The organism is Nocardioides sp., from assembly GCF_036267815.1.
Lineage (GTDB): Bacteria > Actinomycetota > Actinomycetes > Propionibacteriales > Nocardioidaceae > Nocardioides.
Genome location: NZ_DATAVI010000063.1, coordinates 119,361 through 141,344 on the forward strand (window position 1 = coordinate 119,361; position 21,984 = coordinate 141,344).

Here is a 21,984-nt window from a genome sequence, read left to right on the forward strand (position 1 = left end):
GTCCCTCACTTCATCTCCGTGACTGCATCGACCTGAGGCCGGATCCCGGCTGCTGCCACCGAGATGCTCTGTACGGCGCTTCGCGTGCGATGACGACGCCAGCCCGTCAGCCCTCGCTCGACCCCAGCGATGACGCCGGCCATCAACCCTGCGGCCAGGATCGGGAAGACGAACATCGCGATGTTGAGAGCCCCCACCAGTCCCGGCTGCCCGGTCTCCCAGTAGTCCAACGCGGTCGAGGCGACCATGGGGGCGTTCGCGGCAGTCAGCAGAGCGATGCCGGCGAGCTCTCGGAAGCTGAGCACGAAGACGATCAGGATCGCGGAGTAGACGGCCTGCCGGATCAGCGGGATCGTGACGGTGAGCATCCCCCGCCACGGACCCGCCCCGCACATGGCGGCGGCCTCGCGCAGCTCACGGGGTATCTGGATGATGCTGCCCGAGATCGTGCGGACCGCGAACGGGATGAACAAGATCACCTCGACCGCGATGACGGGCGTCAAGGTGCTGTACGTCGAGCGAAGTCCAGGAATGATCAGGACGGTGATGAGCAGCGCCACGCTCATCACCACCGGCGGCACCGCGACGGGCGACGTGGCGATCACCTCCAGCGTGCGGCGTCCGAAGATGGTGGTGTTGAACGCCACCAGGCAGATGAACAGCGAGACGACGACAGTCAGGACCGTGACGATGACGTCGACCTTGATGGTGTTGGTGAACGACTCGACGAGCAGGTTCTGCTTGGCCATGTCGCGGTAGTTGCCCAGGGTCCAGTAGCGGTACGGGAAGCCCTGGGTCGTGGTGAAGAACTTCTGGAAGGACACCAGGACGCTCTGGATCAGGAGCTGCGCGACCGCGACCAGGACATAGGCGACGGGCACCAGCATCACGAGGTACTTCCAGCGGCCCAGGTCGATCCGCTGGTTGCCTCCCCGCGCCGAGACGGTCTGGAACCGGTTCTCACGCCGGGTGGCCATGACGTACCACAGCAGGAGCAGACCGTTCAGGACCAGATAGACGTCCGCCTGCGCCGCCGCGAGATTGAAGTTTGGCTCACCCGAGGAGAGCGACTCATAGATCCGGGAGGTGAACGTGTTGACGTTCTTGGGCGCGCCCATGACGAAGGGGATCTCGAAGGATCCTGCGATCACGAGGCCCACCAGCGCCAGCGACGAGAGCAGCGCCGGACGGAGGAGTGGCAGCTGGATCCGCAGGAGGGTCTTCGGGATCGAGGCACCCGACATGTACGACGCCTCCGGCAGCGACGTGTTGATCGAGCGCATCGCCGCGGACAGGATCAGGTAAGGCAGCGGCACCATGTTCAACCCGACCGCGACGATCATCCCGCGCAGCCCGAAGATGTCCGTGAACGTGTGCTGGGTATGGAAGGCGTCCTGGAGCAGGACGTTGACATAGCCCGCGCGACCGCCGTATAGCTGAACCCACGCGGTCACCAGCAACAGCGGCGGGAACAGCAGCGGCGCCAGCGGCAGCACGCGCAGCACTCTCGCGAACGGGATGTTGGTCAGCGTGGTGATCCACGCCAACATGGCCGCGATCGCCACCGCCATCACGGTGCCCGCGACGGTGTAGATCAGGGTGGTGCGCAACAGACTCGCGAACTGGTCTGCATGCACCATGGCGCTGAGGTACTTGGTGCCGTAGTTCCCGACGATCCCGTAGGTCGGGTTCGACACGCTCGCCAGGACCACCACGACGACGGGGATCACGATGCCGGCGGCGATCACCAGACAGACCGCGCCCCCGACAAGCCAGGCAAGAGCGCGCGTGAGACGCGACAGACCGAGCCGGCGTCCAGGCACGGGGGCCGGGGCGTGAGCTGGTGGGCTCGGAGCCTGCGCCAAGGTCATGCCTTCCCACCCTCTCTCCGGTGGACCGATCCGGGCCGCCTGCATGGCTCGCGGGCCCGACCCTGGGCGCCGCGTACCCGCGTCTCGATGCAGGGGCCCGGGGCGGCCGAGGTCTCTTTGGCCGGCCATGAACTCGACCACACGATTTAAGCATGCGGCGCGACGTGGTGTCAATCACACACACGGTGCATACTTGTTTAGCAACTTTGCCTTCGCATCGTCCGCCTGACGACTGGACTCAGCGCCTCAGCGGCACTCGAAGGCGGTCGGTGAAGGCACCACTGCTCCAAATCAACCGGTGTACATTTGGCCGTACTTTTGACACGATCCGCCGATGGAGGGTCACCCCATGACAGGACCTGGCGACTGGCGGGCCGACGGAAGTCGCCCGCTCGCGGCCCCGGACGCCTGCCCATGACGCACGGCCCTGGACTCTCCCTGCTCGGCGACGTGCGCGTCGCCGACTTCTCCCACGCGCTGTCGGGTCCGTACTGCACGCTGCTCCTGGCGGATCTCGGCGCCGACGTGGTCAAGATCGAGCCGCCGAGCGGCGACCAGTCCCGCGGCTGGGGACCCCCGTTCGTCGGTCCGGACTCCCTCTACTTCGCCTCGGTGAACAGGAGCAAGCGCAGCGTCGTCCTGGACCTGAAGACCGAGGCTGGCCGCGCTCAGGCGCTGGAGATCGTCTCGCGGTCGGACGTCATGCTCGAGAACTGGGCGCCGGGCACCGCCGAGCGTCTGGGCCTGGGTGCCGACGAGGTCCGCGCACGCAACCCGGGGCTCGTCTACTGCTCCATCAGCGGGTTCGGCAAGGACGCCGACGCCGGCATGGGGTACGACCAAGTCGTTCAGGGCACCAGCGGCGTGATGTCGCTGACCGGCGCCGAGGGCCACCCGACCAAGGTCGGGATCCCGGTCGCCGACCTGTCCTCCGGCATGTTCGCGGCACTGGCGGTCCTGGGCGCGCTCCTGGAGGTCCGCCGGACCGGAACAGGTCGCACGATCGACGTGTCGATGCACGACAGCATGGTCGCGCTGCTCACCTACCAGGCGGCCATCGCACTGAACACGGGGGAGGCGCCACGCGCCTCGGGCAACGGCCACCCGTCGATCACACCGTACGGCGTGTACGAGACGGCCGACGGTCGCTTCAACCTGTGCGTGGGGACCGACGCACAGTTCCGTCGGCTCTGCCACGCCCTGCTCGGGTCGGAGGTGGCGCAGGACCCGCGGTTCGCCACCAACGCCACCAGGTGCGCCCACCGCGACGCGCTGGAAGGTCTCATCGACCAGACCGTCGGCGTGCTGACGACGGCCGCCGTGCTCGACCTGCTGGCCGAGGCCCGGGTGCCGGCCGGACCGGTCCGCCCGCTCCACCAGACACTGGCCGACCCGCTGCTGCGCCGGCGCGACATGGTGTTGGGCTACCGGGACGAGGCCTCGACAGAGGCCCTGGTGATCAACTCCCCGTGGAAGTTCGACGGCCGCGCTCCGACGCTGCGCCGTCCCCCTCCCCGGCTCGGCGCCGACACCCGGGCCGTGCTCGATGTCTAGCGCGGGACGTGGAGGAGTGCCGATGGATGCCGCCGCGGTGGCCAGGGAGCTCGCTGACGAGCTGGCCCGCGCGAAGGTCGACCGCATCTTCGGGATGCCCGGCGGCGGGGCCAATCTCGAGGTGGTCAAGGCAGCGCGGGACGTGGGCATCGACTTCGTCCTCGCGCACTCCGAGACCGCCGCCACCCTGATGGCCGCGGCGTTCGCCGACCTCCGCGGCACGCCCGGTGTCGCTCTGGTGACCCGTGGGCCCGGGGTCGCCAGCGCCCTGAACGGCGTCGCGAACGCGTTTCTGGACCGGCAGCCCGTGCTGCTGGTGGCCGATGCGGTGCTCGAGGCGGACCGCGGACGGATCGCCCACCAGCTCCTCGACCAGCGGCGCCTCCTGGAGCCGATCACGGTCGCCCGCGGTGTCCTCGGCGGAACCTGGGCCGGTCTGACGGTTCGGGCGGCGGTCGTCGCCGCCACCGCCGAAGCGGGCGGGCCCGTGTACCTGGAGTTCGACCCCACTGCCGAGTCCCGGTTCGAGTCCGACGCGGACGAGCCCGAGGGGCCTCCGCCCGAGGCCGATGTCGCGAAGTTCGTCGAGCTGGTAGCGGGAGCCCGGCGGGCGGTGGTCGTCCTCGGCGCAGAGGCCCGCCGACACGCAGACGCGATGCGCTCGATGCTGCGCAACGTCGACGTTCCCGCGCTGATGACCTACCGCGCCAAGGGCGTGCTCCCGGACTCCTGGCCCAACGCCGCCGGCCTGATGACCGGCGGGGTCTCCGAACGCGACCTCCTCGCTGCCGCGGACCTGATCGTCCTCGCCGGAGTGGACTCCACCGAACTGATCCCGGGCAGCTGGCCCTTCGACGCGCCCGTCGTCAGATGGGCCGCCGTGCCCGAGCCCGCGGCGTACTACCGCTGCGACGTCGACGTGCGCCTGCCGCTCAACCAGCTCGCCAGTCGCTGCGTCCTCACCGCGACCGGCGGCGACTGGGTCGCGGAGGCCGGTCGCAGGTACGCCGAGCGCGAGGACGAGCTGCTGGCCGGACGGGCAGTGCCCGAGGCCGGTGCCGTCCTGCCGCAGGATGTGGTGCGACGAGCCCGCGCACTCGCCCCCGCGCGAGCCATCGCGACCGTGGACGCCGGGGCTCACATGCTCGTCGCGATGCCACTGTGGAAGACCGAGAGCGAGGACGAGGTCCTGATCTCCAGCGGGCTGGCGACCATGGGGTACGCATTGCCGGCCGCCGTGGGAGCCGCACTGGCGCTTCCGGGTCGCCGAATCCTCACCTTCGTGGGCGACGGTGGGATCGGGATGGGCCTCGGCGACCTGGAGACCGTCGCCCGGCTGCGGGCACCGATCACCGTCGTCGTCTTCGACGACGCCCAGCTGAGTCTGATCCGGGTCAAGGTCTCCCCCGGAGTCGCCGGAGTCGAGGACGTGCTCGGCTTCGCCGGCACGGACTTCGCCGCCATCGCGCGAGCCTTCGACATCCCGGCCGAGACGCTGTGGACCATCGAGTCGCTCGATCGGGAGCTGGCGGCGTCGTTCGAACGCTCGGGGCCCACGCTGCTCGACGTTCGCGTCGACCCCTCGGCGTACCCCGAGGTGATGGCGACGCTGCGCGGGCCTCGTGCCCCGTCGGACTTCGTCGCCCGCTCCCTGCTGCGCTGAGGTCACCAGGTCCCGTGGTGCTCCGGCACCCTCCTGATCAGCGGAAGGATGAGCACCAGGACGACCGCGAAGGCCGCGAAGATGTAGGCCTGTGCGAGTCCCGGGTCGGAGCTTCGCGCGAGGATCGTCGTCGCGACCGAGACGGCCAAGATGGCACCGGCCTGACGGAAGGTCGCCCGGAGGGCCGAGATGGCCGCGGCGTGCTGAGGGGCCAGCTGGAGCGACGCGTTCTGGGCGGCCGGGTTGGCCACGCCCATGCCCAGTCCCGTCACACCGGCGGCCAGGCTCAGCCAGGCGTATGGGGAGAGCCCGTGCGGAGCCAATGCCATCGCGAAGAGGCCGCCAGCCGTCAGGAGGAAGCCGATCAGCATCGGCAGGCGATAGCCGGTCCGGCGTAGGGCGAAGGTCGACACGGCACTGACCGAGACCATGCCGATGCCGCGGGCGCTCAGCAGGGTTCCGGAGTCCAGGGCACTCATCCCGTAGCGCTGGGTCGCGTAGAGAGGTACCAGCGCGCTGAACCCCAGAGCGCAGGCACCGAAGAGGAAGTTGATCGTGTTCATCAGCCCGAACCCGTCGCCGTAGAGCAGCTGGGCCGGGATGAACGACGTGGGCGAGTGCAGCGAGTGGCGGACGAACGCCCACAGGCCCACCACCGCCGCCGCCTCCGGGAGCAGGAACTGCACGCTGATGATCGCGATCCCGCCGCTGCCGAGCAGGGCGAGGCCGAGCATGGCGCCCAGCAGCCCGGTGGCCAGGAAGGCCATCCCCTTCAGGTCACGGGGGAACGCCTGCTCCGAGTCGTGCTCGTGTGCCGGGATGAACCGGCGGCCGAGCACGAGCAGCACCGCTCCGATCGGGACGTTGATGAGGAAGATGCCACGCCAGGACCAGTACTCGACGAAGACGCCGCCGAGGGTCGGGCCGAGCAGGGCGCCGATCGGGATGATGCTGGTGAACATGCCCACGGCACGGTCGCGTGAGCTGCCGAAGTGGTCGACGACGAGTCCGGTGGCCGACGGCATGAACGCCGCACCACCCACGGCCTGGATCGCACGCAGCGCGATCAGGACGTAGATGTCTCCTGCGAGCCCGCAGCACAGCGACGCCACCGTGAACAGCCCGACCGAGGACAAGAAGATCGTCCGGCGCCCGAAGCGGTCACTCATCCCGCCGGCCAGGGGCAGGATCAGCACCCGCCCCAGCGAGTAGACCGTGATCGTCCATCCGGTCCAGGTCAGGGACGCGTGCAGCGAGTGGTGGATGTCGGGGAGCGCTGTCGCCACGATCGTCTGGTCGATCGAGCTCATCAGGAGAGCGAGGGAGACCACGAAGAAGATGACCCGGGGGCGCACGGGACGGGGCTCGACATGTCCCGGGCCGCTCCACCGGCCCGTCTGGGCTGCAAGTCGGCTCGGACTCGACGCAGCCCCTGATGGCGCCTCACTGGTCATGGGGACATAATAGTTTGCTTGACGATAGGCAACTAGTAGCGAACGCGTGTCATGCTTCGTCGCATGGACGCCGAGTCAGTGAGCCGGCTGCGCCGGGCCGTGGTCAAGCTCTCCCGCGCGCTGAACTCCCCCGCGACCGCCGCCGGCCTCACCCCCACCCAGGCCTCCACGCTCGGCCTGCTCGCCAACCGCGGTCCCATGAGCCTGGCCGCGCTGAACGACCTGGAGCATCTGAACCCGTCGATGCTCTCGCGCGTGGTCACCAAGCTGGACTCCGCGGGGCTGATCGAGCGTCATCCCGACCCGGCCGACCTTCGGGCGGTGCTGGTGGAGGCAACGCCTCGCGGGGAGACGGTGAGCCAGACGATCCGCAGCCAACGGACCGCGGACGTGCTCAGCCGGCTGCCTGCCCTCGACGCCGCCCAGGTGCGCGCGATCACCGAGGCGCTGCCCGCCCTCGAGGCCCTTGCCGTGGCGCTCGAAGGCGCCGGGAACGGGGGCTGAGAGTCCTTTGTCACACTGTCGCGCTCGGTCGATTATCCGAGGCTCGCCGATGACTACCTCGAGCCGTCCCGCCGTCATTGTCCAGAGAATGGCAGAATAGACATGGGGTCCGCCCGTACAACCCACATGGAATACGGGTCACCGCCGCGTTCGGGCAGGCCCGGAGATGACGCTGGAATTCGTATTGCAAGCAGGTCCGGCCGCACGGTCTACACTGCGGCCACCATGGGTCACGAGCGTGAGGGGACGACATGACCGGTCACCGTGAGCCGCATCTTCGCTCGGTCGCCTCGGGGCCGGGGTCGGTGGTCGCCTACGAGCAGCTCGCTGCCGACCTGCGCGAGGCCATCACGTCGGGTCGGTACGCGACCGAGGAGCGGCTTCCTACCGAAGCCGAGCTCGTGGCCACCTCGGGGTTCAGCCGGCAGACGGTTCGCCGGGCCTTCCAGGAGCTCAGCAACGAGGGGATGATCTACCGGGTGCGTGGAAGGGGCACGTTCGTCCTTCCTCATGACGCACGGTACCTGCGGTCGTTCGGCAACATCCCCGATCTGATGTCCCTGGCCGTGGACACCGAGCTGCGGGTGATCGAGCCCCTGCATGTGCGCGCCGACGTCTCGTTGACCAGCCTGCTCGGAGCGGGCGCCGAGTCTGTGATGTCGATGGCGTTCACTCGGATGCACCGAGGCGTCCCGTTCTGCTTCACCAGGGTCTGCCTCCCTCTCGACGTCGGTGCGCGGATCAAGGACCAGCCCGAGATCCTGAGGCTGACCGAGCCAGGGGCGGTCTCACGCACGACGATCATCGCGCTGGTCGAGGCAGCCAGCGACGACTCGATCGACAGTGCCCAGCAGACTGCGACCGCCTGTGCCGCCGATGACGACGTCGCTCGCCATCTGCAGTGTGAGATCGGCATCCCGACTCTGCGCATCGACCGGCGATACCTGGGCATCAGCGGCCGCACCCTCGAGTACGCCATCAACTTCTTCCACCCCGACCGATACGAGTATCGGCTGCAACTCCGCGGAAAGCGCAATTGAGAATTGCGTGGGTCACGCACTCTCAAATGGCGGTCGTCACCTAGTCACCCGGCATGGCCCCAGCTAGACTCGGGGCAGAGATCCAAGGAGTGTCTCTGCGCACTCGGATAACGAGGTGCCATGACGATAGAGCTCGACGCTGCGGACAAAGTCAGGATCACCCGCGTCGAATGTCGTGCCGTGCACGCCGGGCTACGCAACTGGGTCTTCGTCAAGGTGCTCACCAACGAGGACGGCCTGTTCGGCTGGGGTGAGGCGACGCTCAACTGGAAGACGAGATCGGTGATGGCCGCGGTCGACGATCTCGCGCCCCTGCTGATCGGCCGGGACCCGCGCGATATCCAACAGGCGGTCCAGACGATGACCAGGCACAGCTACTACCGGATGGGCATCATCGGCACGACCGCCGTCAGCGGGATCGAGCACGCACTGTGGGACATCTTCGGCAAGTCCCTGGGCGTACCCGTCTGGCGTCTGCTGGGCGGCGCCGTGCGCAGCTGCGTCCGTGTATATGCGCACCTCGGGCTCGGCGACATGGGCTCGGTCTACGACTCCTACGATCCCGTTCGGGTCGCCGACCTGGCGTCGGCCGTCGTGGCCCAGGGCTACGACGCGCTCAAGGTCGTGCTGGTGCCCTTCAGCGGCTACGTCACACGGGCCGCCCAGCGAAGGCTTCTCGACTCCTTGATGAGCGCGGTTCGCGGCGCCGTCGGGGCGGACGTCGACATCATGGTGGACTTCCACGGGAGACCGGAGTCGGTGTCGGCGGCAATGGACTACATCCGCGTGGTCGCGCCCTTCGACGTCCTCTTCTGCGAGGAGCCGGTGCAGCCAGGAGACGCCGTCGCCCTGGCCGCCATCGCGCAGCAGGCTCCGTGCGCGATCGCCGCCGGTGAGCGCCTGATCGGTCTCGGCGAGTTCCTGCCCGTGCTCCAGGCTCGAGCTGTCCACATCGCCCAGCCCGACCTCAACCACACCGGCGGCCTCCTGGAAGGCAAGCGGATCGCCGCCGCCGCCGAGGCGCACATGGTCGGTGTCGCGCCGCACAACCCGAACGGCCCGATCGCGTCCGCCGCCGCCCTGCACTTCGCGGTGAGCACACCCAACTTCGTGATCCAGGAGGAGATGAGCGGTGCCGTTCCGTGGTACGACGACGTGGTCAGTGGTCCGACCGTCCGCAAGGGCAGCTCGTGGGACGTGCCAACGACACCAGGACTCGGGATCGAGGTCGACGAGAAGGAGGTCGCCCGACATCCCTACGAGGCGGAGACCATGCACCAGACGGGTGCGGTTCTCGACGACGGGACCATTGCCCACTGGTGACCAGAGCCGCTCTCCGGTGCTGCCGTGAAGATCGTCCTGATGGGAGAGTCGGCCGAGCATCGAGAGGACCTCGAGGGCTCCTTGCGCGGCGACCACTCGGTCGTCGCGGTCCCCTCGGCTGCGTCCTCCGACGCGGGTTTCGACACGATGCTCCTCGATGCCGACGTCGTCATCTCACGTCGCCTCATCCGTCCGGTGGGCAGCGTCGCCCCGGCCTGGGGCCTGCTACAGGTCCCAGGGGCTGGCGTGGACGAGATCGACATGTCCGCTCTGGCCCCCGAGACCACCGTGTGCAACGTCTACGAGCACGAGATCCCGATCGCGGAGTTCGTCATGTGCGCGATCTTGGAGTGGGAGATCGGGTTCCATGAGCTGCGCACGTCCTTCGACCCGAGTGCGTGGTCCGGGACCTATCGAGCACGGGCCCCCCATGGGGAGGTGCACGGACGACGCCTGGGCGTCGTCGGCTACGGACGGGTCGGTCGAGCCGTCGCCACCCGCGCTCTCGCGTTCGGGATGGACGTCGTCGCCGTGTCCCGATGTGTGGCGAGCGACGATCGGGTCAAGGTGCTCCCGCAGCAGAGCCTTCCCGAGCTGCTGAGGTCGTCGGACTATGTCGTGATCGCCTGTCCCCTCACCGACGAGACGCGCGGGCTGGTCGACGCCGTCGCTCTCGGACAGATGAGGCGATCGGCGGTGCTGGTCAACGTGGCACGAGGCCCCGTCGTCGACGAGAGGGCGCTCTACCTGGCCCTCCAGCGCGAGTCGATCGCCGGGGCGGTGCTGGACGTCTGGTACGACTACCCAGTCGCGGGACACGAGACCGTCGAGCCGAGCCGCTATCCGATCGCGGACCTGCCGAATGCCTGGTGCACCCCTCACTCCTCGGCCTGGACACGCGCCTTGTCCGCACGCCGGTACACCGCCATCGCCGACAACGTCGAGCGGCTCGCAGCCGGTCAGCAGCTCGCGAATGTGGTCCGCCCGGGAGTCCGGCCCGAACCGGCCCGATGACCTGACCCCGGCTACCCGTCAGGTCCTGCTCGTCGTCTCCGTGGTCCGGAGTGAGACGAGCTTGCGCAGCCGGGGCATCGATGGCTCCGGTGTCTGCGGGAAGAGCATGGGCCAGGCCGCACTCGAGACCTCGCCCACGAAGAGGCTGCCTGCGGAGTCCTTGGCGATCGCGTGCGGCGAGAGGAACTGGTCCGGCCCGATGCCGGCAGCTGGATCTCCCTGGACCCGGCCCAGCACACGGCCCGACATGTCGGTGACCGTGATCCGCGGACCGAGGTTCGGCGTCCCCCGGTTGTGGGCGTAGTAGGGCCCGATCTCGCCGACGTACACGTGCCCGGCCGCGTCGTCGACGAACAAGGCGCTGGGCCGGTGGAACCCCTGCCAGATATCGACCACGTCGCCGTCGTGGCTGAAGACCTGGATCCGGTGGTTCTCGCGGTCGGCGACGTAGACGTAGCCGGTCGCGTCGCACCCGATGTTGTGCGGAACGTTGAACTCACCCGGACCAGCTCCGGGCCCTCCCCAAGACCTGACCAGCTTCCCGGTCGGCGAGTACTGGTGCACGCGGGCGTTGCCGTAGCCGTCCGAGACGTAGAGCGAGCCATCCGGTCCGAGTGCCACGTCGGTGCACCGACAGAACGGCTTGCCGCTCATGAACTCGCTGTGACGACCCGGCTTGCCCAGCTGAAGACGTACCTCTCCCGACGGCTCCAGCCAGCGCACCGTGTGGTCGATGTCGTCGGTGCACAGCAGCGAGTCGTCGGGAGCCACCTGGATCGCGTGGGGATGGCGAAACAGGTCCTCACGCAAGGATTCCTGGAACTCCCCCGACGCGTCGAACACCACCAACGGATGCTCGCCGCGGTTGAAGGCGTAGACCCGGCCGCGGCTGTCGACGGCGACCCCCGCGACGTCTCCGAGGGTCCATCCGTCCGGCAGCGTGCCCCAGCTCAGGTCCGGGGAGTAGCGGAAGTCACCCTCACCGACCACCACCGTTGCTGCCGGATCCCGGGCCTGCTTGCTCTGCGTCACGTGACGGCTACTCGTCCTCGAGCTGGACGTACTTCTGGCTCCAGTTCTTGAAGAACTCGATCTGGCTCACCGACTCAGGTGCGTGTCGCACCAGCGAGAGCGGACCCATCCGGTCGTCGAGGTCGGCGGGGTCCCCGCCCTCGGCCATGTAGGCCAGGCAGTCGTCCATGTTCTTGATCGCCATGCGGTACAGGGGGAAGTCCGAGACATAGCGGACCTTGACGTTGTTGGCGCGCATGAACTCCGCGTCGGTCTGGACGTCCCACGGCAGTCCCAGCGCGAACAGCGGCAGGTCGGTGACGGCATGGATAGCCTGGAGGTCGTCCCTTCCGTCTCGGGGCGCGCCCAGGCCGGGGAGCATGATCGCGTCGACCCCTGCCTCGGCGTAGGCGACGATCCGGGCGAGCGCCTCGTCGCGGTCGGGATAGGTCCGCAGGACCAGTCTGGCCACGATCAGGGTCGAGTCGTCGCGACGAGCATCGACCGCTGCTTGCAGCTTCCCGACGAACTCCTTCTGGCTGATGACCAGGCCATGCCGATCCTCGACCTCGCCGTAAAACCTCGGGACGAGGTTGTCCTCCAGCTCGATCGCGGCCACGCCCACCTGCTCGAGCTCGCGAACGGTCCGGTAGACACTGACCGCGCTGGGGCCACCGTCGTCGGCGTCGACCATCAGGCAGATGTCCGCGACACGCAGGATCCGCCGGCTGATGTCCACCAGATCGCTCATGTACGCCAGGGGCAGGTCGTCGGGCTGCGCCAGCTCGGCGCCTTTCCAAACCGTGCCGGACAGCTTGGCAACCTCGAAGCCCCGACGCGCCGACAGGTGGGTCGAGAGGGGGTCGAACACAGGCGCGGCGATCACCGCGTCGGGCCGGGAGATGATGTCCTTCAGTCGTGCACCGGCTGCTGTCAACGTGGGCTCCTTCGGGTTAGCGGGCGCAGGCGGCGACGACGACCTCGAGAGGTCGTGTCGGCGATCGCCCTGGACGGTGGTTCAAAACACGGCCAGCGGGTTTACCGGTGATCCCGTGCCACCCACGATCTTCAGGGGGGCCACGACGGTCATGAAGTCTCGGCGCTGGCCCGACCGGCACTTCTCGGCAAGCGGTGAGAGGTGGGCGTTGTCGAGGAGAAGGACCCCCTGCGACGGGATGATCGCGTGGACGCTGTGCTTGACCCCGAACTCGTTCGGACGAGCGTCCATCATGTCCCACACGATCATGGCGCAGTCGACCTCGTGGAAGTAGTCCAGGCACGAAGGCGCGAGACCCGGCCGAGGCATCGCACCGGTCGAGTCGGGAGTGCTCCACGGCGTACCCATGTGCTGCTCCCACGCCTCGCGTCCGCTATGGACGACGAGGATGTCTCCCGGTTCAGGCTGAAGGTCGTCCGCGGCGGCCAGGTCGCGCAGCTCATCGCCGGTGACCGGCTCGTCCTGCGTGACGAAGCCTTCGGCACGTCCGGCCGCAACGTCGAAGAGGACGCCCCGCGAGATGAGGCCCCCGGCGAACTGCTCGACCCCGCCCCAGGTGACGCCGTCGTAGGTGACGAACGAGCCCGGGTCTCGTCCGTTCCAGGCGCCGTCCTTGTCCCAGACGTGCGACAGAGCATCCAGGTGGGTACACGTGCGACCGTGGAAGCTGACACCGATGAAGTCGGTGGCGCTCCCCTGGCCGTCCGGTTCGGTCGCGGCGTTCATGAAGTGCTGAGCCGGCTTGGGGTTGTTCGACGCCGGCTGCGTCGGAAAGTCGCGCGACATGGACACGATCTCGCCGGTGCGAACCAATCCGGACGCTCGCAGCACCTTCTGCTGGTCGATCAGGTTCGCGGCTCCGCGCTGGTCGTCCTCACCCCAGCGGCCCCACCGGCGGTGTGGACGGATGCGCTCCCGGAACGCGGTGGCTCCCGCGTGGTCGGCCGGCTCGGTCATGGCTGCTGATCCCTCGCTCACGTCAGCACGGGGCGCGCCCCGCGGGCACGCGCGCTCGGCGGCGTCTGATCGCCATGCCATCGGCAGGTCCGAGGCGCTTGTATATCAAGCACACTAGTAAGGCACATATCAGGTGTCAATGGATTCGCCTGTGTCACTTTGGCCGGCCCTTTGTGAGCGAAGCTCAGACAGGCAGCGTGGATCTTGGGGTCAATAGGCCGTACCAAGTCGGTCACGTCAATGCCGGCAGCTGGTCCAGCTCTTCATCGGTGAGGTCGAGCCGGCTGGCCGCCGCGCAGTCCGCGGCCCGGGCACCACTCGTGATCCCGGGTATCGGGATGAACCCCGGCGAGAGACGGAGCTCCCAGGCCAGGCACACCTGATGGGGGCCGACGCCGTGCGCCAGCCCGACCGCGAGGAACGCGGGGGCGCTCGTGATCTCGCCACTCCCCTTGCCGCCCAGCGGGCTCCAGGCAAGGAACGCGAGCCCCCGCCTGGCGCACAGCTCAAGGACGTCGTGGGACTCGCGGTGACCGGGCGAGTAGCGGTTCTGCACCGACACCAGCCTCGGCCCGAGGACGCTGGCGGCGACCTCGACCTCGTCGGTGCCGACGTTCGAGATCCCCACCGCGCGAACCAGACCCCGGTCGACCAGCCGGCCGAGCTCGCCGACGGACTCCGCGTAGGGAACCTGGGGATCGGGCCGATGCAGCTGGAGGAGGTCGATGGAGTCCACACCGAGGCGGCCCGCTGACTCCTGGGCACTGCGCCGGATGTGGTCCGGGCTGCCGTCCACGGCGATCGTGCCACCGGCCTGACGGATGTGCCCGACCTTGGTCGCCACCATGACCTCGTTGCCCGACGTGGGGCGCTCGCGCAGGGCCCTGGCCACCAGGAGCTCGCTGTGACCACGCTCCTCGGGTGTGTCGTGGTACGACGGCGAGGTGTCGATCAGCGTCACCCCGGCGTCCAGAGCAGCATGGACGGCTCGGACCGCCTCCTGCGTCGAGGGCCGGCCCGGGCGCGAGAGCGCCATCGCGCCCACGGCGATCTCACCGACCCGGACGTCGCCGACCGGGCGCTTCCTCATCCGCGGCCTCGCTTCCGGCTCATCCCCGACTCACGTCTCGACCGTGGTCCAGGTGGTGACCGAGCGCTCCTCGAGACGCTCGAGCACGAACCCGAAGACATGCTGCTGGAAGTGCGGGGTCTGCTTGTGGGCCTCGTACGCCCGTTCGTCGTCGTACTGCTCGTAGAGCAGGAAGCGACCGGAGTCCTCGGTCGAGACCTGGGCCTGGTAGTAGTGACAGCCGGGCTCGGCGCGCGACAGCGGCGTCATCGTGCGAATCGTGTCGGCGACCACAGCCTCCTCGCCAGCCTTGGCTATCCAGGTCGCGGCAACCACGAACGTCATGGGTCTGCTCCTTCAATGATGGTCAGGCGAGATCGAGCGAGACCTCGCCCACCCCGCTGAACGTGCCGACGTACCGCCCGGGGGTCAGGTCTCCGATCCGGGTGAACGCCCCGGTGATCACCACGTCGCCGGGCTCCAGAGCCCGGTCGAACGCCGCGAGCTCACGTGCCAGGGCCGCCAAGGACTCGAAGTGGTCGTCGATGTGACCCTCGGCTGCCCGGCTCTGAATCTCCTGCCCGTCCCGGCTGATGGTGGAGACGAGTCCGTCGAGCACATCCTGGCCCGGCACCGGACCGAACTCGCCGACCACGATCGCCCATTGGCGCAGGTTGTCGGCGACCTTCACCCCAGCGACAGCGGACGCGTCGAGCCGCTCCTCGTTCACCTCGAAGGCCGGCGCCACGCCGTCGACCGCCGCACGTGCCTCACTCGCCGTGACGAGTGGCCCTCGGAGGGTCGTGCCGATCCGGAAGCAGAGCTCGGTCTCCAGACCCACGGACCGGATCTGTGAGGCGTCGAGTCGGTCGCCCGACGGCAGCACGCGTCCGCCGAGCAGGTACCCGAAGGGCCGCACGCCGGCACCGAGGCTGTCGCGCCCCGCACCGGAGGTCATCCCGACCTTCCAGCCGGCCCGGCTGGCGCCTTGCCCCACCAGCCTTTGCAGCACTGCCAGCTGCACCGCCTCGCCCGCCGCCACCGAGAGGTCGGGGGTCATCTGGGCGACATCGACCGCGTGTGTCGAGACCCCCTCCCAGATCGCCTGGACGTCGTCGTCGGACGGATCGGTGCCACCTTGCTGCGCGTGTGTCACGTGGGCTCCTCGAGGTCGGGGTCGCTGGTGGGTCAGGACGCGTCGCGGAACGGGAACAGCGGGAGTCCCACGGTCGGCCAGCCGTGGACGACCAGGATCGCGCCGCCCTCGGAGTCGGTCACGAACAGGCGACGCTGGTCGTCGAGAGCGACGTTGGTGTACTTCTGGTGGGACCCCGGGAACAGCTGCTCGACCAGCGCACCCGACCGGTCGTGCACCGCGACGCTGCCTCGGTCTCCCTCATCGGTGCCGACGACACCCACGATGAGGTTGCCCTCACTGTCGAAGCAGAAGCCGTCGGGGCGACCGTCGCGCATCTCCGCGAAGGTCTCCGGCTCGCCGAGCCGGCCGCCGTCCGCGAACGGGAGCCGCACGATCCGGGCGCCGTTCGAGTCGGCGACGTAGATCGCGTCGCGCTCGGGCCCGAACCCGATCCCGTTGGGATACCAGTCCACCGACGTGATCAGGTACGCCGCCCCGGTCACCGGGTCGACGCGCCAGAGCCGGCCGTCACGCCGCGAGCGCGGACGGGTCGGGTCGGTGACGTACAGCTGGCCGTCGGGTCCCATGCACAGGTCGTTGGGAGAGATCAGGTCGCTGGTCAGCGTGTCGACCCGGCCATCGGGGCGCAGCACCTGGACGCCGCCGCTGACTCCCGGCGTTCGTTTGGACCGGTCGCTGCCGCCGCCGTCCTGGGCGATGTAGACCGAGCCGTCCAGGCCTTCGGTCGCCCCGTTGGGGCCGCCACCCGTCACGGCGAGGAAGCGCGAGGTCGCGCCGTCCGACTGGTACAGGTGCCCGCGGTCGATGGAGACCACCAGCACCTCACCGGTGTCGTGGCGGACGACGGGTCCCTCGGTCCAGCCGAGGTCGTCGGCGAACAGCTCGAAGTCGGACGTCGCACTCATGAGAGCTCGTCGATCACCGACCGGAGCATGGACACTCCGGAGCGCATGCCGCGGTTCAGCATCGAGCGGTCGCTGGAGAACGACAACGAGCGGATGCCGCGCCCGATCATGTCGCGGGCGTCCTCCTCGTCGAAGACCACCGTGCCGGGATGGCAGCCGTGCCGCTGGGCTGCCTCGATGACGGTGTCGATCGCCTTCAGCACCGTGGGGTGTCGGGTCTGGTGCGGCACGCCGTACGCCGAGGAGAGATCGTTGCGCCCGACCTCGACGATGTCGACACCCCCGCCCTGGAGGAGCGCGTCGATGTCCTCCACGGCCTCCCTGCTCTCGATCTGGATCACCAGCGCGGTGTTCTGGTTGATGTGCTCGCGCATCGAGTCGGGGTCGGCGGTCTCGTAGTCGGTCGGAGCCCCGTGGGTCGTCGTACCCCGGATCCCTGCGGGTGGGTACTGAAGGTAGCTGCGGATGTCGTCGACCAGCTCGCGGGAGCGCACGTCGAAGATCATCAGACCCATCGCGCCCAGGTCGAGGATGCGGTCGGCCGTGAGCCCGTTGTAGTTGTAGGGGCGCACGATCGGGGTGATCCCCGTGGCGCGAGCAAGCTCGACCATGTCGTGGATGGTCTCCCACGACAAGCTGGAGTGCTCCATGTCGATGTTGACGAAGTCGAAGCCGGCGCGGGCCACCATCCGCACGATCGCGGGTGTGCGCACGAAGGACACCATCATGCCGAGGGCGGGCCGACCCTCGTTCAAGGTGTCGAGGAGACGGTTGCGGGTGAGCGCTGGCATCACTGCTTCGCCTGCCCCTCGGCCTCTGCTGCCGCGGCGACCGCCAGCCGGAACGCCTCGACGCCGGCCGGGATGCCGGCGTAGATGGCGACGTGCATGAGGCACTCGCGGATCTCGTCGTCGGTGCAGCCGTTGCGACGGGCTCCGCGCAGGTGGCCCGAGAGCTCCTGGGAGCGCCCGAGAGCTCCGAGAATCGCCATCGTCACCAGGCTTCTGGTGCGTGGGTCGAGGCCGTCGGAGGCCCACTGGCCCCAGCAGTACTCGCTGAGGAACTCCTGGAACGGCGCGTTCAGGCTCGTCGCCGAGGACAGTGCCCGATCGACATGCTCGTCGCCCATAACCCGGCGGCGCATCGCCAGCCCTCGCTCGCGTCGGCTCTCTGACATCGTGATCCCCTCTCGTCGTACGCGACTGTATACGATTGCATTCTGTTGTCGACACGTCGTCTCGCTGGACGGCCGGCGAGGCCGGACCGGCCCTATGCTGGGTCACCGCGAGTACGCGAGCTCGGCCTCGACGGGGCGACGGCGACGGGTGATGAGGAGGAGCGATGACGGGAAGGCAGGGTCTTGCCGGCCTGCGTCCGGTCAGCGCGACGCGGCTCGCCGGGGTCAGCACGGCGGACGCCGTTCACTCCGCCCTCCAGGACGCCGTGATGTCGGGCCGCCTGGCACCCGCGACCCGGCTGACCGAGGAGGAGCTGGCGCGCGTGTTCGACGTGAGCCGGACACCGGTCCGCGAGGCGCTCTCGCTGCTGGAGGCGCAGCAGGTGGTCCGGAGAGACGACCGCGGAAGGCTCGTCGTGGCCGAGGTGACGGCCGACGACATCGTCGAGACCGACGCCGTCCGTCAGGCCATCGACGGCCTGGCGGCGCGGCTCGCCTCCGAGGTGGCGCGGGCCCGAGACGTCGACCATCTGCGCTGGCTCAACGCCGAGCTGGCCCGGGTCTCCGGCGAAGGAATGGCGCCGCTCGCGGTGTCAGCCGCCAACCTGCGCTTTCACGAGGCCGTGTGCACGGTCGGCGGGAACCGGCTGCTGCTGACGATGATGCAGGCCCTGCACGGACGCGTCAGCCGCTTCCACGGCACCACCTTCACGGTGCCGGGCCGGTCCGCGGAGGCCGTCGCTGAGCACGAGGCCATCATCGACGCCATCGAGGCCCACGATGCCGACGCCGCCGAGGCCGCCGCTCGCGCCCACATCGCATCGTCGATGCGGGTGCGCACGCAGCTGCTCCGCGAGCGTCGGAGCAAGCCCTGATCCTCGATGGACCCCATGGACCCATGGACCCCGATGACCCCGCTGGAGAGGAACCTATGAGCAGCTCCCCCGACGACCCGGCCTTCGGGCTGGTCCTGCGCCCCTCCGCGATCACTGCCTTCTCACGGGGCTCGGGCGTATCGACGGTGCCGTTCGTCGGCCACTGGAACAGCGAGCTCAGCACGATCACGACGGGCATGACCGTGTTCCCACCCGGGACCGCGATCCCGCTGCACACCCACAACGTCGAGGAGACCGTTCTCGTGCTGCGCGGCGAGGCCACCGCGGTGCTGGGCGACCAGAGCGTCGACCTGACCGCCGGCGAGGCCACCTGGGTCGCGGCCGGCGTACCCCACCGCTTCGTCAACCGCGGCGCGGGCGAGCTCGCGATCTACTGGACCTACGCGGGCCGGTTCGTGACCAGGACGACAGTGTCGACCGGCCGCACCGTCGTGCACCTGTCTGAGGAGGACCGCGGCGCCTCGGGCTCCTGAGGCCGGCTCACCGCAGCCTGAACGCCGGGCTGGTCCCGAAGCGCTCGTGCATGAGCGTCTTGACCCCGCGCGGGAAGTCTCCCTTGGCGCGCAGATGACCCTCGACCAGGGCACGTTGGGCATCGGCGTCACCCGCGAATGCCTGAAGACACTGCTCGGGAGCGGCGTTCGCGAGTTGGAGGATCGCACCGGCGCAGCCCACGGCGCCGGCCATCAGGAGCAGCGTCGACGCGCCGACATAGATGTCGCCTCCGACGCCGAGAGCAGCCAGAAGCCGCTCGGGATCGCCGGAGGAGTCCTTGTGTCCGACGACCGGCAGGCCGGCGAGGACGTTCAGCGGGATCCCTGGCGGAGCGACCGCCGGGAAGTGGTAGGCCAGCAACGGGACCGGCCCGATCGCCGCGTGGATGCGCGAGTAGAAGTCCGTCGGGTCCGGCACGCCGCGCGGTGAGCGGGCCAGGACGCCGGCCATTTCGCCGCCGACCAGGCCGACGGCCGACGCCGCCGACTCGGCGGCCTGCCGCCCGGACGGCTCGGTGACTCCCATCACCACCGGGACGTCGCCGGCCACGGCATCGAGCACGGCCTCCAGCACCTGGAGCTTCTCCGAGGGGCTGAGGGTCTCGGGCTCACCCGTCGTGCCACACACCACGATGGCGCGCATGCCCGCGTCGACGAGCCGGCGCGCATGGGCTCCGGTCGCCTGGGCGTCAACCTCGAGCGAGTCGTCGAACAGCGTCGTCAGCGCCACCGCGACACCGGAGAAGATCCGGGGATGTGGCATCTCCCGCTCCCATCTGTGGACTCTATCGACGATCCGGCCGCGCCCGCGCTGCCAGCGCCGGGACTCAGCAGCTCGGGACCATCCGCCAGGCAGCATAGGGGTCACGTCGGCTCGAGCCGCACCATCGCGACGACTGGTGCCTGTCGGAGCAGGGGTCACCCGGGCTAGGTTCCGCGCCGGGCGACGCGTCTCCTCCGCCCTCGGGGCGGCCGCGGTGTCTCTCACGCTGGTCACGATCGGCCTGGCGACGACGGTAGCTGACGCGCAGGCCCGGATCCCGCAGAAGCCGCCCGCGGAGCAGTCCCGCTGCGCGTCCGTTCACGTCAAGCCGGCGGTCCTCAAGCCCGGCGGCCACGTCAAGGTGACCACGAGTCCGGCGACCAGCGAGTGCGGCGGAGCGCCATCCACGGTGACCTGGGGCTACCCGACGAACCTGGAGAGCCAGGACTTCGCCCAGGTCAAGCACTGCGCCGTCCGGGCGACGTCGTGCCGGTAGGAGGTGTTCCTCACCGGCAAGACGTGGGCGGACCGGTGGTTCCAGGCCGGGGTCACCGGCAGCTCCCCCGACGGCGGATGGGGGTCGAGCGCGCCGTACTACCTCAAGAGCAAGGGCTTCTTCGCGATCACCGGGCGGGTCTTCGACAAGCTGCGCAACGGGCTCGCCCACGTCAAGGTGAAGCTGTCCGGACGCGGTGTCCACAAGACGTTCCGCTCGCTGCGCAGCGACGCGGTGCCGGGCTACTACAGCTTCGCGGTGAAGAAGAAGGGCACCTACACCCTGACGGTGAAGCGCCACGGCAAGACCGCGAGGACGAAGGTGCACCTCCGTCACAAGTGGAACGTCACGGAGGTGGCGTTCTAGAAGACCGTCGAGGACCACGCCTCGGCGGCGATGCTGCGGGCGCGCTCCGGACGGCTAGCCTCACACTCGTGACGGAGTACCAGGTGACCTCCTGGCGCGACCTGCCCTCGCTGGTGGTCGCGCGAGAGGGCGACACCGTGACCAAGGGACCGCTCGCGTCGAGGTTCCAGGAGGCCATCGACGAGGCGGCGATGCGCCTGGGCGCGACCGACAGCGACGCCTACCTCGAGGGCTGGGTCCGTGGCGACTGGACGCCCGGCGACGGCAGCCCGCACGAGGTCTGCGACCGCGTCGTGGCCGACCTGGAGTCGCAGTGGCCGGCGGATCGGGTCGCCGAGTACCTCGACGACCTGGGCCCCTCCGCAGCCGACGGCGGTACGCCGTGAACCACCTGCGCGACCTCCTCGGCGACCAGGGCCCGGTGCTCCTCGACGGCGGCATGGGCACCCTGCTCCAGGACCACGGCCTGGACGACGGCGGCTCGGGAGAGCTGTGGAACGTCGAGCGCCCCGAGGTTGTCGAGGAGATCCACGAGGCCTACGCCGGGGCGGGCGCGCGCGTCCTGACCACCAACACCTTCGGCGGCACCCGACCACGCCTGGCGATGCACGGGCTCGCGGACCGCGTGCACGAGCTCAACGAGGCGGGCGCCGTGATCGCGAGCCGGGTGGCCCGCCGGCACGGCGTCCTGGTGGCCGGCGACCTCGGTCCGACCGGCGAGCTGCTCGCGCCACTGGGCGGACTCGAGCACGACGACGCCCGCGCCCTGTTCGAGGAGCAGCTGCGTGGTCTGCGAGAGGGCGGGATCGACGTCGTCATCGTGGAGACCATGAGCGACCTCGCCGAGGTCCGCGCCGCCGTCGAGGCGGCCCAGCGGGTCGTTCCCGGCGTCCCCGTGATCGCGACGCTCAGCTTCGACACCAACCTGCGCACGATGATGGGCGTCCGGCCCGGCGACGCCGTCACGGCGCTCGCCGAGGCCGGTGTCGACGCCGTCGGCGCCAACTGCGGTCGCGGCACGGGCGAGATGGAGCAGATCGCGGAGTCCCTGGTCCAGGCTCGCGCCGACGGGCTCCTGCTCGTCGCCCAGTCCAACGCCGGGCTGCCCCACCTCGTCGGCGACCGGTTCGTCTACGACGCGTCGCCGGCGGTCCTGGCCGACCACGCCCGGGCGCTGGCCGACCTGGGGGTCGACCTGGTCGGGGCCTGCTGCGGCTCGACACCGGCCCACATCGCGGCCATGAGCCAGGCGCTGAGCGCCTGACCCGTCG

Annotated in this window: 24 protein-coding genes; 12 read left to right on the forward strand and 12 right to left on the reverse strand. The window is 69.4% G+C overall.

All coding sequences use genetic code 11. The features are described 5' to 3' along the window. Positions 1-5: 5 nt before the first annotated feature. Positions 6-1,871 carry an ABC transporter permease gene (locus tag VHW64_RS13960; protein ID WP_329651172.1) on the reverse strand — a complete coding sequence of 622 codons (1,866 nt, stop codon included), beginning with the start codon at positions 1,869-1,871 and terminating at the stop codon, positions 6-8. 414 nt (positions 1,872-2,285) lie between these two features. On the opposite strand from VHW64_RS13960, the gene VHW64_RS13965 reads away from it, so the two are divergent. Both VHW64_RS13965 and VHW64_RS13970 read left to right on the forward strand, forming a co-directional pair. After that, positions 2,286-3,425: a CoA transferase gene (locus VHW64_RS13965; protein ID WP_329651173.1), complete on the forward strand. Its 1,140-nt coding sequence runs from the start codon at positions 2,286-2,288 to the stop codon at positions 3,423-3,425. Between the two features lie 22 nt (positions 3,426-3,447). Next, complete coding sequence (locus VHW64_RS13970) at positions 3,448-5,088, forward strand: thiamine pyrophosphate-dependent enzyme (RefSeq protein ID WP_329651174.1); 1,641 nt, start codon at positions 3,448-3,450, stop codon at positions 5,086-5,088. Between the two features lie 2 nt (positions 5,089-5,090). Here VHW64_RS13970 and VHW64_RS13975 read toward each other — a convergent pair whose 3' ends face one another. Next, entirely contained in the window at positions 5,091-6,443 is a 1,353-nt protein-coding gene (locus tag VHW64_RS13975) for an MFS transporter (protein WP_329651175.1), read from the reverse strand. A gap of 162 nt (positions 6,444-6,605) precedes the next feature. Between VHW64_RS13975 and VHW64_RS13980 the strand changes: the two genes are divergently transcribed. The 4 genes from VHW64_RS13980 (at position 6,606) to VHW64_RS13995 (ending at position 10,423) form a co-directional block, all read left to right on the forward strand. Then, on the forward strand, positions 6,606-7,046 hold the full coding sequence (locus VHW64_RS13980) for a MarR family winged helix-turn-helix transcriptional regulator (protein WP_329651176.1): 441 nt from the start codon (positions 6,606-6,608) through the stop codon (positions 7,044-7,046). A 251-nt stretch (positions 7,047-7,297) separates the two neighbouring features. Beyond that, a complete protein-coding gene (locus VHW64_RS13985; RefSeq protein WP_329651177.1) occupies positions 7,298-8,086 on the forward strand; it encodes a GntR family transcriptional regulator in 789 nt (262 codons plus the stop codon). Between the two features lie 120 nt (positions 8,087-8,206). After that, on the forward strand, positions 8,207-9,409 hold the full coding sequence (locus VHW64_RS13990; protein WP_329651178.1) for an enolase C-terminal domain-like protein: 1,203 nt from the start codon (positions 8,207-8,209) through the stop codon (positions 9,407-9,409). 24 nt (positions 9,410-9,433) lie between these two features. Further along, complete coding sequence (locus VHW64_RS13995) at positions 9,434-10,423, forward strand: 2-hydroxyacid dehydrogenase (protein ID WP_329651179.1); 990 nt, start codon at positions 9,434-9,436, stop codon at positions 10,421-10,423. An 18-nt stretch (positions 10,424-10,441) separates the two neighbouring features. On the opposite strand, the gene VHW64_RS14000 is transcribed toward VHW64_RS13995, so the two are convergent. From VHW64_RS14000 to VHW64_RS14040, 9 genes are all read right to left on the reverse strand, one after another. Continuing rightward, complete coding sequence (locus tag VHW64_RS14000; RefSeq protein WP_329651180.1) at positions 10,442-11,455, reverse strand: peptidyl-alpha-hydroxyglycine alpha-amidating lyase family protein; 1,014 nt, start codon at positions 11,453-11,455, stop codon at positions 10,442-10,444. 7 nt (positions 11,456-11,462) lie between these two features. Then, positions 11,463-12,371 (reverse strand): isocitrate lyase/PEP mutase family protein, encoded by a 909-nt coding sequence (locus VHW64_RS14005; RefSeq protein ID WP_329651181.1) that lies wholly within the window; start codon positions 12,369-12,371, stop codon positions 11,463-11,465. A gap of 81 nt (positions 12,372-12,452) precedes the next feature. Next, complete coding sequence (locus VHW64_RS14010; RefSeq protein WP_329651182.1) at positions 12,453-13,388, reverse strand: cyclase family protein; 936 nt, start codon at positions 13,386-13,388, stop codon at positions 12,453-12,455. A gap of 232 nt (positions 13,389-13,620) precedes the next feature. Then, entirely contained in the window at positions 13,621-14,478 is an 858-nt protein-coding gene (locus tag VHW64_RS14015) for an aldo/keto reductase (protein ID WP_329651183.1), read from the reverse strand. A gap of 30 nt (positions 14,479-14,508) precedes the next feature. Further along, a complete protein-coding gene (locus VHW64_RS14020) occupies positions 14,509-14,802 on the reverse strand; it encodes a putative quinol monooxygenase (protein WP_329651184.1) in 294 nt (97 codons plus the stop codon). A gap of 22 nt (positions 14,803-14,824) precedes the next feature. Beyond that, entirely contained in the window at positions 14,825-15,613 is a 789-nt protein-coding gene (locus VHW64_RS14025; protein ID WP_329651185.1) for a 2-keto-4-pentenoate hydratase, read from the reverse strand. A gap of 32 nt (positions 15,614-15,645) precedes the next feature. After that, on the reverse strand, positions 15,646-16,521 hold the full coding sequence (locus VHW64_RS14030) for an SMP-30/gluconolactonase/LRE family protein (RefSeq protein WP_329651186.1): 876 nt from the start codon (positions 16,519-16,521) through the stop codon (positions 15,646-15,648). Beyond that, positions 16,518-17,312 carry an HpcH/HpaI aldolase family protein gene (locus VHW64_RS14035; RefSeq protein WP_329651187.1) on the reverse strand — a complete coding sequence of 265 codons (795 nt, stop codon included), beginning with the start codon at positions 17,310-17,312 and terminating at the stop codon, positions 16,518-16,520. The genes VHW64_RS14030 and VHW64_RS14035 overlap by 4 nt, the downstream gene beginning before the upstream one ends. Then, the gene (locus VHW64_RS14040) at positions 17,312-17,698 is read right to left on the reverse strand and encodes a carboxymuconolactone decarboxylase family protein (protein ID WP_329651188.1); all 387 of its coding nucleotides are present in this window, start codon (positions 17,696-17,698) and stop codon (positions 17,312-17,314) included. Before VHW64_RS14040 ends, VHW64_RS14035 begins: the two co-directional genes overlap by 1 nt. Positions 17,699-17,862: 164 nt before the next feature. On the opposite strand from VHW64_RS14040, the gene VHW64_RS14045 reads away from it, so the two are divergent. After that, positions 17,863-18,573 carry a GntR family transcriptional regulator gene (locus VHW64_RS14045; RefSeq protein WP_329651189.1) on the forward strand — a complete coding sequence of 237 codons (711 nt, stop codon included), beginning with the start codon at positions 17,863-17,865 and terminating at the stop codon, positions 18,571-18,573. A gap of 56 nt (positions 18,574-18,629) precedes the next feature. Continuing rightward, the gene (locus VHW64_RS14050) at positions 18,630-19,067 is read left to right on the forward strand and encodes a cupin domain-containing protein (protein ID WP_329651190.1); all 438 of its coding nucleotides are present in this window, start codon (positions 18,630-18,632) and stop codon (positions 19,065-19,067) included. A gap of 7 nt (positions 19,068-19,074) precedes the next feature. On the opposite strand, the gene VHW64_RS14055 is transcribed toward VHW64_RS14050, so the two are convergent. Continuing rightward, positions 19,075-19,851, reverse strand: a complete 777-nt coding sequence (locus VHW64_RS14055; protein WP_329651191.1) for a dihydrodipicolinate synthase family protein — start codon at positions 19,849-19,851, stop codon at positions 19,075-19,077. A gap of 214 nt (positions 19,852-20,065) precedes the next feature. Between VHW64_RS14055 and VHW64_RS14060 the strand changes: the two genes are divergently transcribed. The 4 genes from VHW64_RS14060 to VHW64_RS14075 all read left to right on the forward strand — a co-directional run bounded on the left by VHW64_RS14060 (position 20,066) and on the right by VHW64_RS14075 (position 21,977). Continuing rightward, positions 20,066-20,347 (forward strand): hypothetical protein, encoded by a 282-nt coding sequence (locus VHW64_RS14060; RefSeq protein WP_329651192.1) that lies wholly within the window; start codon positions 20,066-20,068, stop codon positions 20,345-20,347. Positions 20,348-20,350: 3 nt separating this feature from the next. Continuing rightward, positions 20,351-20,713: a carboxypeptidase-like regulatory domain-containing protein gene (locus VHW64_RS14065; RefSeq protein ID WP_329651193.1), complete on the forward strand. Its 363-nt coding sequence runs from the start codon at positions 20,351-20,353 to the stop codon at positions 20,711-20,713. A 68-nt stretch (positions 20,714-20,781) separates the two neighbouring features. Next, positions 20,782-21,099 carry a virulence factor gene (locus VHW64_RS14070; protein ID WP_329651194.1) on the forward strand — a complete coding sequence of 106 codons (318 nt, stop codon included), beginning with the start codon at positions 20,782-20,784 and terminating at the stop codon, positions 21,097-21,099. Beyond that, positions 21,096-21,977, forward strand: coding sequence for a homocysteine S-methyltransferase family protein (locus VHW64_RS14075; RefSeq protein WP_329651195.1), 882 nt, complete (start codon positions 21,096-21,098; stop codon positions 21,975-21,977). Before VHW64_RS14070 ends, VHW64_RS14075 begins: the two co-directional genes overlap by 4 nt. The last annotated feature ends 7 nt before the right edge of the window (positions 21,978-21,984 follow it).

Coding starts and splice junctions, on each gene's coding strand:
- VHW64_RS13960 (WP_329651172.1), bottom strand. CDS start 1,871: ATGACCTTGGCGCAGGCTCCGAGCCCACCAGCTCACGCCCCGGCCCCC.
- VHW64_RS13965 (WP_329651173.1), top strand. CDS start 2,286: ATGACGCACGGCCCTGGACTCTCCCTGCTCGGCGACGTGCGCGTCGCC.
- VHW64_RS13970 (WP_329651174.1), top strand. CDS start 3,448: ATGGATGCCGCCGCGGTGGCCAGGGAGCTCGCTGACGAGCTGGCCCGC.
- VHW64_RS13980 (WP_329651176.1), top strand. CDS start 6,606: ATGGACGCCGAGTCAGTGAGCCGGCTGCGCCGGGCCGTGGTCAAGCTC.
- VHW64_RS13985 (WP_329651177.1), top strand. CDS start 7,298: ATGACCGGTCACCGTGAGCCGCATCTTCGCTCGGTCGCCTCGGGGCCG.
- VHW64_RS13990 (WP_329651178.1), top strand. CDS start 8,207: ATGACGATAGAGCTCGACGCTGCGGACAAAGTCAGGATCACCCGCGTC.
- VHW64_RS14010 (WP_329651182.1), bottom strand. CDS start 13,388: ATGACCGAGCCGGCCGACCACGCGGGAGCCACCGCGTTCCGGGAGCGC.
- VHW64_RS14015 (WP_329651183.1), bottom strand. CDS start 14,478: ATGAGGAAGCGCCCGGTCGGCGACGTCCGGGTCGGTGAGATCGCCGTG.
- VHW64_RS14020 (WP_329651184.1), bottom strand. CDS start 14,802: ATGACGTTCGTGGTTGCCGCGACCTGGATAGCCAAGGCTGGCGAGGAG.
- VHW64_RS14030 (WP_329651186.1), bottom strand. CDS start 16,521: ATGAGTGCGACGTCCGACTTCGAGCTGTTCGCCGACGACCTCGGCTGG.
- VHW64_RS14035 (WP_329651187.1), bottom strand. CDS start 17,312: ATGCCAGCGCTCACCCGCAACCGTCTCCTCGACACCTTGAACGAGGGT.
- VHW64_RS14040 (WP_329651188.1), bottom strand. CDS start 17,698: ATGTCAGAGAGCCGACGCGAGCGAGGGCTGGCGATGCGCCGCCGGGTT.
- VHW64_RS14045 (WP_329651189.1), top strand. CDS start 17,863: ATGACGGGAAGGCAGGGTCTTGCCGGCCTGCGTCCGGTCAGCGCGACG.
- VHW64_RS14050 (WP_329651190.1), top strand. CDS start 18,630: ATGAGCAGCTCCCCCGACGACCCGGCCTTCGGGCTGGTCCTGCGCCCC.
- VHW64_RS14055 (WP_329651191.1), bottom strand. CDS start 19,851: ATGCCACATCCCCGGATCTTCTCCGGTGTCGCGGTGGCGCTGACGACG.